Raw genomic sequence first — 7,465 nt, forward strand, 5'->3', positions numbered from 1 at the left:
GTTGGCTCTGCCCGTCACGAGCGGCAGTTTAGCCGGACCTTGCCACCTGTCCATGGTCATACTTCACCGCGCCCGCGAATTCTGCGCCGCGCCCGCGCCGCCCCGCCTTTCGCGCAAGAGGCTGATTGTGCAGCCCCACAGGCGCGGATAACGTCTGTGTGACAGGGCGCGAATTCGGGGCGGATGGCGGTAATGGATGGCGGACTGGACGGCGGACTGGACAACTGGCAACCGGATCTGGCGGGACAGACGGGGCCCAAGTTCCGCGCCCTTGCCGGTGCGCTGCGCGAGGCGGCGCGCTCGGGCGTGCTGCCGCCGGGCACGCGTCTGCCGCCGATGCGCGACATGGCGTGGAAGCTGGGCGTGACCACCGGCACCGTGGCCCGCGCCTATCAGGTCGCCGCCGCCGAAGGGGTGATCGAAAGCCATGTCGGGCGGGGCAGTTTCATCGCCGCACCACGCGCCCGGCAGGCGGCGCTGCAACCGCTGCTGTATGAAAGCCTCGACAGCCCGACCCGCGCCGACGGGCCGGTCGATCTGCGCATCCCGCATCTGCCCGATTGCGGACAGGCGGCGATCATCGGGCGGCATATGGCGGCGGTCGGGGCGGATCTGGACGCCGATATACTGGACTATCCTCCGCTCAGCCGCGATCTGCGCTGTCGTCACGCGGTGCTGGACTGGCTGGCCGACCGGCCTCTGGGCGGGCCGGGGCCGGATGATCTGGTGCTGACCCATGGCGGGCAGCATGCGATCACGCTGGTCATGGCACTGGCCATGACCGATCAGCCCGCAGGCGTGATGGCCGAGGCGCTGACCTATCCCGGCATGCGCCACGCCGCACGCCTGATGCGGGCCGAGACGCTGCCGGTCGCGCTGGACGATCAGGGCATGATCCCCGTGGATCTGGACCGGGTGGCGCGGGCCTCGGGGGCGCGGCTTGTCTGCCTGACGCCCTCGGCGCAGAATCCGACGCTGACGGCCATGGGGCTGGCGCGCCGCCAGCAGATCGTGGGCGTCGCGCGGCGCCATGATCTGCAGATCCTCGAAGACGAATGTTACGCCCCAACGCCGCATCCCGATGCGCCGCCCAGCCTGCGGGCGCTGGCGCCCGAACGCGTCTGGCATGTCACCAGCCTGTCCAAGATCATCGCGGCGGGGCTGCGGTTCGGCATGCTGATCTGCCCCGAGGGGATGGGGCAGGCGGGGCGCGTCGCCGCCCAGCACAGCCATATGGGCCTGTCGCAGCCCATCACCGGGCTGATCACGCGGCTGCTGAACTCGGGCGATGCCGAGGTGATCGCCGCCCGCGTCCAGACCGAGGTGGCGGACCTGCTGGCGCTTGCGCGCGACTGTCTGGGCGGTCTGGCGCCGGTGGGTCAGCCGGGCGTGCCGATCCTGTGGCTGCCGCTGCCCGCGCCCTGGCGGGCCGGGGATTTCGTCGCCCGCGCCGCGCAGGCCGGGGTGATCGTGCGCCCGGCCTGCGATTTTCACGCCATGCCCCGGCAGGATGCCGTGCCGGTGCAGGCCGTGCGGCTGGCGCTGAACTGCCGCCTGCCGCGCGACCGGCTGGCCGGGGGTCTGCGGGCGCTGGCGCAGCTGGCCCTGTCCGATCCGGGCGACGGACCCGCCTGAGGGGGCACATGAACGCAAAAGGCGCGCCACCGGGGCGCGCCTTGTCTGTCGGGCAGGCGGGCTCAGCGCAGGATGCTGCGACCTGCATATTCGGCGGTGGCGCCCAGCATTTCCTCGATGCGGATCAGCTGGTTGTATTTCGCCAGCCGGTCGGAGCGCGCAAGGCTGCCGGTCTTGATCTGGCCGCAATTGGTGGCGACCGCCAGATCGGCGATGGTGGCATCCTCGGTCTCGCCCGAGCGGTGCGACATCACCGAGGTAAAGCCCGCCCGGTCGGCCATCCGCACCGCGTCCAGCGTTTCCGACAGGGTGCCGATCTGGTTGACCTTGACCAGCAGGCTGTTGGCGCAGCCCTCTTCGATGCCCCGCGCCAGACGGATCGGGTTGGTGACGAACAGATCGTCGCCGACCAGCTGGATGCGGTCGCCCAGACGGTCGGTCAGCAGCTTCCAGCCCTCCCAGTCATCCTCGGAGCAGCCATCCTCGATCGACAGGATCGGATAGCTGTCGCAGAGGGCGGCCAGATAATCGACATTCTCGGCAGGGGTCAGGGACGCGCCCTCGCCCTTCATCTCGTATTTGCCGCCGCGGAAATATTCGGTGGCGGCGCAGTCCAGCGCCAGCATGATGTCGTCGCCGGGGCGATAGCCGGCTTTTTCGATGGCTTTCAGAATGAAATCCAGCGCGTCGCGGGTGCTGGACAGGTTCGGCGCAAAACCGCCCTCATCGCCGATGCCGGTCGACAGACCCGCCGCCGACAGCTCTTTCTTCAGCGTGTGGAAGATTTCCGAGCCCATGCGCACGGCCTCGCGGATGTTCTCCGCGCTGACCGGCATGATCATGAATTCCTGAATGTCGATCGGGTTGTCGGCATGTTCGCCGCCATTGATGATGTTCATCATAGGCACCGGCAGGATACGCGCGCCCGTGCCGCCGACATAACGATACAGCGGCTGGCTCAGCGCCTCGGCGGCCGCCTTGGCGGTGGCCATCGACACGCCGAGGATGGCGTTCGCGCCCAGCCGGCCCTTGTTCTCGGTCCCGTCCAGCTCGCACATCATCATGTCGATGGCGCGCTGCTCGGTCGCGTCCTCGCCGATCAGGCTTTCGGCGATCTCGCCATTGACGGAAGCCACGGCCTCCAGCACGCCCTTGCCCAGATAGCGGGCCTTGTCGCCATCGCGTTTCTCGACCGCCTCATGCGCGCCGGTGGACGCCCCCGAGGGGACCGCTGCACGGCCCATGGTGCCGTCTTCCAGCGTCACGTCGACCTCGACGGTCGGGTTGCCGCGGCTGTCGAGGATTTCGCGTGCGAAGATGTCGATGATGGCAGTCATAAGGCCCTCCGTTGAAGCGTTGGGCACTTCATAGCGGGCGCGGGCCTCGTTCGAAAGTCGCAATTTTCACGGCAGCGCGAGTGGCAGCGAAATCCGGGCCCAGATCGGCAGGTGATCCGAGGCATCGCGTGCCTGCGCGCCGGTAAAAACGCCCGAATCCAGCAGATCCAGATTGCGCGAGATGGCCATCCGGTCCAGCCGCAGCTGCGGCAGCGGCGCGGGATAGGACGGGCCCGGTGCAATCACCCGGAACCCCGCCAGCGATTCCAGCCCCCGGTCGTCGCGCCATTCGTTGAAATCGCCCATCAGCACGATGTGATCCTCGGCAATGCGCGAGGCCTGCGCGGTGATCCGTGCCAGCTGCGCCCGCCGGGATGAGCGCACCAGCCCCAGATGCAGCCCGATCACCGTCAGCCCCGGCAGGCGCAGGGCCACGGCGCCGCGCGGCTCCAGCCCCGGCAGGGGCAGGCGGCGCAGCACGGCCATCTCGGCCAGATGCGGGCGCATCAGGATGGTCTGCCCGTGCCAGCCAAGGCTGTCACCGGTGGTGCCGTTCATGCGCGCGGGCACCAGCCCCGTTTCCGACAGGATCAGCTTGCGCGGCAGCGCCTCGGGGCGGGCGCCATAGCGGAAATCGACCTCTTGCAGCGCGATGATGTCGGGGTCCAGCGCCCGGATCACCGCCAGATTGCGTTCGGGCGCATGGGGGCCGGTCAGCCCGCGGCACTTGTGCAGGTTATAGCTGGCGAGTTTCAGCATTGTGTCGGGTGACGCTCCTCGGACCATGGGGCCAGCTTTCCGCGACGGGGGCGGGGGGCGCAAGCCCTCAGGTGCCGCAAAACGTATGCTGCACGATCTCGGACGGGCGCGGGGCGTCGGACAGGTCGTCCCAGTCGGCGCGCGTCTCGAAGGGCCGGACTGTGGCGGCACAGAGCCGGTCAAAGGGCGCCAGATCGCCGCCCCGCGCGGCCTGAATGGCCTGTTCGACGCGGTGGTTGCGGGGGATGCGGCGCGGATTGGTGGCGGCGATGCGCGCCATGTCGGGCGACAGGGCCTGCCAGTCGCGCGCCCATGCGTCAAAGGCGGCCGGGTCGGTGAACTCATCGCGCGCAGTGCCGTCTGTCAGCCCGGCAAATGTCCGGGTGAAATCGGCGCGGCCTGTGGCCATCAGCGTCAGCAGCCGCTCGATCAGGGCGCGGTTGGGTGCGCCCTCGATGCCCAGTTTGTCGCCGAACCGCGCCAGCCATGCGGCCTGATAGAGCGGCGCGAACTGGTGCACGGCCTCGGTCGCGGCCTCGATCGCAGGGGCCTCATCGCCCATCAGCGGGATCAGGCAGGTGGCGAATTGCGCCAGGTTCCAGACCGCGATCTGCGGCTGGTTGGCCCAGGCATAGCGGCCCTGACGGTCAATCGAGGAAAACACCGTATCCGGATGATATATATCCATGAAAGCGCAGGGGCCATAGTCGATCGTCTCGCCCGAGATCGCCATATTGTCGGTGTTCATCACCCCATGGATGAAGCCAAGCGCCATCCATTGCGCGATGGTGTCGGCCTGTCGCGCGACCACGGCGCGCAGCAGCGCCAGCGGGCCGTCGGCCTGCGGATAGTGCCGCGCGATGACGTGATCGGTCAGCGCGGCCAGCCCGTCGCGGTCGTCGCGCACGGCGAAATACTGGAAGGTGCCGACGCGGATATGGCTGGCGGCCACGCGGGTCAGCACGGCGCCGGGCAGGGCGGTTTCGCGCTGGACCGTCTCGCCGGTGGCGACGGCGGCCAGCGCGCGGGTCGTGGGCACGCCCATTGCGGCCATGAATTCGCAGACCAGATATTCGCGCAGAACCGGCCCCAGCCAGGCCCGCCCGTCGCCGCGCCGCGAAAAGGGCGTCAGGCCCGCGCCTTTCAGCTGGATGTCGAACCGCGCGCCGTCCGGCGCCACGATCTCGCCCAGCAGCACCGCGCGCCCGTCGCCCAGCTGAGGCACGAAACCGCCGAACTGATGGCCCGCATAGGCCTGCGCCAGCGGCTGGGCCCCCTCGGGCACCGCATTGCCCGCCAGCACGGCCACGCCCGCGTCCGAGGCCAGCCGGTCCGCATCCAGCCCCAGCCGCGCGGCCAGCGCCGCATTGACGGCCAGCAGGCGGGGTTTGCCGACCGGCGTGGGCACGACATGGGCAAAGAACCCCTTGGGCAGGCGGGCATAGCTGTTGTCGAACTGGAACATGGGCGTCTCCTTCCGCCATTACATAGGGTCGGCGCGCGGCTTTGCCACCCCGCGACCCTTGCGCCATGCGCGCCAAGGGCGTATCCGCAGGCGGCAAAAGGAGCCTGTTCATGAAATTTCTCGACCTCGCCAAAGTCTATATCCGCTCGGGCGGCGGCGGCTCGGGCTGCGTCTCGTTCCGGCGCGAGAAGTTCATCGAATATGGCGGCCCCGATGGCGGCGATGGCGGCCGGGGCGGCGATGTCTGGGCCGAGGCCGTGGACGGGCTGAACACGCTGATTGATTTCCGCTATCAGCAGCATTTCTTCGCCAAGTCCGGCCAGCATGGCATGGGCAGCCAGATGACCGGCAAATCGGGCGACGACAAGGTGCTGCGCGTGCCCGTCGGCACCGAGATCCTGGACGAGGACGAAGAGACCGTCATCGCAGACATGACGCAGGTGGGCCAGCGTGTGCTGCTGGCCAAGGGCGGCAATGGCGGCTGGGGGAACCTGCATTTCAAATCCTCGACCAACCGCTCGCCGCGCAATGCCAATCCGGGGCAGGACGGGATCGAGCGCACGATCTGGCTGCGGCTCAAGCTGATCGCCGATGCCGGGCTGGTGGGGCTGCCCAATGCGGGCAAATCGACCTTTCTGGCCGCCGTGTCCAACGCCCGGCCCAAGATCGCGGATTATCCCTTTACCACGCTGCATCCCAATCTGGGCGTCGTGGGCGTGGACGGGCGCGAATTCGTGATGGCCGACATTCCGGGCCTGATCGAGGGCGCCAGCGAAGGCCGCGGCCTTGGCGACCAGTTTCTGGGCCATGTCGAGCGCAGCAATGTGCTGCTGCATCTGGTCGACGGCACATCCGGGACGGTGGCCGAGGATGCGCGCACCATCCTGACCGAACTGGCCGCCTATTCGCCGGTGCTGATGGAAAAACCCCGCGTCACCGCGCTGAACAAGATCGACGCGCTGGACGATGAGGTTCTGGCCGAACGCCGCGCCGAGCTGGAGGCCGAGCTGGGCCATCCGGTCCTGCTGATGTCGGGCGTGGCGCGGACCGGCGTGACCGAGGTGCTGCGCGCTTTGTGGTCGCGGATCGAGCCTGCGCGGGCGCCCGCCGCCGATCCCGCTGCGGGGTCATGGCAGCCGTGACGGCGCCCTCGCTGGCATCGGCGCGCAGGCTGGTCGTCAAGATCGGCTCGGCGCTGCTGGTCGGCCCCGAGGGGCTGCGCGGCGACTGGCTGCGGGGGTTGTGCGACGATGTGGCCGCGTGGCGGGCGCGGGGCTGCGATGTGGTGCTGGTCTCGTCGGGGTCCATCGCGCTTGGCCGCCGGGTGCTGGGCCTGCCCGCCGGGGCGCTGCCGCTGGAACAGGCGCAGGCGGCGGCGGCCGTGGGCCAGATCCGTCTGGCGCGCGCCTATGAAGAGGCGCTGGCCCCCCATGGCGTGACCACCGCGCAGGTGCTGCTGACGCTGGAGGACAGCGCCGACCGGCGGCGCTATCTCAACAGCCGCGCGACGATGCAGACGCTGCTGGGCCTTGGCGTCGTGCCGATCGTGAACGAGAACGACACCGTCGCCACGGATGAGATCCGCTTTGGCGACAATGACCGGCTGGCGGCCCAGATCGCGGTCACCTGCGGCGCCGATCAGCTGCTGCTGCTGTCGGATGTGGACGGGCTTTATACCGCCAATCCCAAGACCGACCCGACCGCGCGGCACCTGCCGCTGATCGCGTCGATCACGCCCGAGATCGAGGCGATGGGCGGTGATCCGGTCTCGGGCCTGTCCAAAGGGGGCATGAAGACCAAGCTGATGGCGGCGCGCACCGCGGTGGCGGGCGGCTGTGCGATGGCGATTGCCGAGGGGTCGGTCCTCCGCCCGCTCTCTGCCGTGGTGCAGGGCGCACGGACCAGCTGGTTCCTGCCCGAAACCGACCCGCAGGCGGCGCGCAAGCGATGGATCGCCGCGATGAAGCCGCGCGGCACGATCACCATCGACGCAGGCGCGGCGCTGGCGCTGACACAAGGCAAATCGCTGCTGCCCGCCGGGGTGGCCTCGGTTCTGGGGAATTTCGGGCGAGGCGAGCCGGTGGCGATTGCCGGCCCCGAGGGCCAGACCCTCGGCTGTGGCCTGACGCGCTATACCGCCGCCGAGACGCGCCAGATCGCGGGCCACCGATCCGCCGAGATTGCCGCGATCCTGGGCTATCCGGGGCGCGCGGCGCTGATCCATCGCGACGACATGGCGCTGTGATCGCCGCAGGCGCGGTCCGCTGAC

General features: G+C 69.3%; 6 protein-coding genes. 3 read left to right on the plus strand and 3 right to left on the minus strand.

What is annotated here, in order from left to right:
* Window positions 1-192 precede the first annotated feature (192 nt).
* Entirely contained in the window at window positions 193-1,635 is a 1,443-nt protein-coding gene (locus ACK41U_RS05790) for a PLP-dependent aminotransferase family protein (protein WP_409677171.1), read from the plus strand.
* Window positions 1,636-1,697: 62 nt separating this feature from the next.
* Here the strand turns inward: ACK41U_RS05790 and eno are convergent, their stop codons facing one another.
* The 3 genes from eno to ACK41U_RS05805 form a co-directional block, all read right to left on the minus strand.
* Entirely contained in the window at window positions 1,698-2,972 is a 1,275-nt protein-coding gene (gene eno / locus ACK41U_RS05795) for a phosphopyruvate hydratase (protein WP_409677173.1), read from the minus strand.
* 66 nt (window positions 2,973-3,038) lie between these two features.
* Window positions 3,039-3,758, minus strand: coding sequence for an endonuclease/exonuclease/phosphatase family protein (locus ACK41U_RS05800; RefSeq protein WP_409677175.1), 720 nt, complete (start codon window positions 3,756-3,758; stop codon window positions 3,039-3,041).
* 40 nt (window positions 3,759-3,798) lie between these two features.
* Window positions 3,799-5,196: a protein adenylyltransferase SelO gene (locus ACK41U_RS05805; RefSeq protein WP_409677177.1), complete on the minus strand. Its 1,398-nt coding sequence runs from the start codon at window positions 5,194-5,196 to the stop codon at window positions 3,799-3,801.
* Window positions 5,197-5,306: 110 nt separating this feature from the next.
* Between ACK41U_RS05805 and obgE the strand changes: the two genes are divergently transcribed.
* The gene (gene obgE, locus ACK41U_RS05810; RefSeq protein ID WP_409677179.1) at window positions 5,307-6,338 is read left to right on the plus strand and encodes a GTPase ObgE; all 1,032 of its coding nucleotides are present in this window, start codon (window positions 5,307-5,309) and stop codon (window positions 6,336-6,338) included.
* Window positions 6,326-7,441, plus strand: a complete 1,116-nt coding sequence (gene proB, locus ACK41U_RS05815; protein WP_409677181.1) for a glutamate 5-kinase — start codon at window positions 6,326-6,328, stop codon at window positions 7,439-7,441. Before obgE ends, proB begins: the two co-directional genes overlap by 13 nt.
* Window positions 7,442-7,465: the final 24 nt, after the last annotated feature.

The organism is Paracoccus sp. (in: a-proteobacteria) (genome assembly GCF_046289755.1).
Classification (GTDB): Bacteria; Pseudomonadota; Alphaproteobacteria; order Rhodobacterales; family Rhodobacteraceae; genus Paracoccus.